This window comes from Oribacterium sp. (genome assembly GCF_057249185.1).
On record NZ_DBHIGR010000260.1, the window covers coordinates 1 to 1,789 of the forward strand.

General features: G+C 45.3%; 2 protein-coding genes. Both read right to left on the reverse strand.

Annotated features, from left to right (window positions below; translation table 11 throughout):
- Positions 1 to 208: 208 nt before the first annotated feature.
- The gene (locus ACO4PX_RS10180; protein WP_485572603.1) at positions 209 to 1,108 is read right to left on the reverse strand and encodes a class I SAM-dependent methyltransferase; all 900 of its coding nucleotides are present in this window, start codon (positions 1,106 to 1,108) and stop codon (positions 209 to 211) included.
- A gap of 16 nt (positions 1,109 to 1,124) precedes the next feature.
- A partial coding sequence (locus tag ACO4PX_RS10185; RefSeq protein WP_485572605.1) for a S66 peptidase family protein occupies positions 1,125 to 1,789 on the reverse strand: 665 nt, incomplete at its 5' end.

Here is a 1,789-nt window from a genome sequence, read left to right on the forward strand (position 1 = left end):
AATATTTCGGACATCATTTCTTGTTTGCTTCATAAATCATCCTCTTTACTTTGTAACCATTCTCCGCCGGCTCCAATCCCAGGCCGACTCCTGTTTGTAACGTCTATCCTGTCCACTTCCGTGTTTAACCTTACTACTATAGCACCCGTGTACCAAAGCATGCAACTACGGTCGAAAAGGACGCCACTTCAGGGCATCCGCTCTCTCCTTAGGAAACCCGGGCCAGATGCACCACCATCGTTCTCCTCCACTGATCCGAAAAGAACATGAACAGCCTGGTTTTCAGCTTTAATCCCTTGCAATGCGCAAGCGCATCCTGATAAAAGCCGTCCACGGAAAGAAGCCTAAGTCCTGCCTCCTTCGCAAAAGCCTCCGGATCATCCAGCCCGAAGTACATCTCTGCCTTCGTGTTTCCCGTTTTTCTCACATATTTGTTGGCATATTTTAGGCCGGTAGAATTCGTCGCATCAAAAGCGATTTCCCAGTCGGAAAGCAACGTTTTCAGCTTCCGAAGAAACTCCAGAATCTTCTCCTTATGAAAATATTGAAAAACACCGGCAACTACCAGTAAGGTCGGCAAAGTGCAATCTATCTCCTTCAGCCACTCAAGAGCAAATAAGTCTCCGCTCAGAAGCCCTTCGTTTTCCCCCTTCCCCAGAAGCTCTTCTCTCACTTTGATCACATCCGGTAAATCCAGCTGATAGAACAGTGCCTCCTTATTTCCGATTCGATCATAGGCCGTCTCCAAACCCGCTCCTAAAAAGACAATATTGCATTGTGCTTTGGAAGCGGAATTCTCTCCCTCCGACAAAGACTCCGCATGCTTTCCAATGGACTGCATCGCTTTCCCATTTACGACTTGTTTTCGCTTTAAAAAGTCCTTTATTTTCCCATCCAGGGTTTTCTGCCTGCAAACACTGGCCATGTGAAAATACTCTATGGAGTTTTTCATAATTTTCTCCACAGAAATACGCTTTGCCAGATCCATTACCTTCTCATCATAAAAGAAGTTCGGAAAGTGTTCAGAGGCGTAAATACGTGCCGCAAGGGGAATATAGAGAGTATCCTCCACGCCCTGCATTTCTCGCTGCAATCCTTTCTGTTTCAACGGTGTTTTTCTCCTCTTACTCTCTCGAAAAGCTGATTATTTGTGCCGAAACATCCACCTTCGCCATAATGCCAAAGGGAATAATCGCTCTGGGGGTGGCATGTCCCACATTCAGATTAAAGACAATGGGAAGAGAGGGATTATCAATCACCTCCGAAAGAATTTCCTGATACTCCTTGGTATAACGCTCATCCATCGGCTTTCCCACCAGCACACCGCTAAGGACTTCGAAAATACCGCTTTTCTTTAAGGCTTTAAGCATTGTCCGATACTTCTCCGGATTGGGCTGATTCTCACTGCTTTCCAGCAAGAGAATTTTCCCTTTCCAGTCTTCCAAATCCGGAAATAGTGCATACTTTTTGCATAAGCTGACAGAATCCTCGTGCCTCGTTGTGTCAAAAATATCATAGAGGGTATCTATACAGCCTCCTAAGATTTCTCCTTGAAAAACAGGACTCCCCTGTAAGAGTAAAAAGCCTTCATTCTCATGGCTAACTCGTTTTGTTCCTATGGCTTTCGGTCCAAAATCTGTCCGCTCCTCATACCAAATCGGACTCGGCTCAACACAACGAATGCTTCCGCTTTGAATCAATTCCAAAAAGTATTTTTCGCTGTAGGGCAACATGTCCTCTTCCAATTCGCATATATCCGGAATAAAAGCCTGCCCGTAAAAGCTCTTAA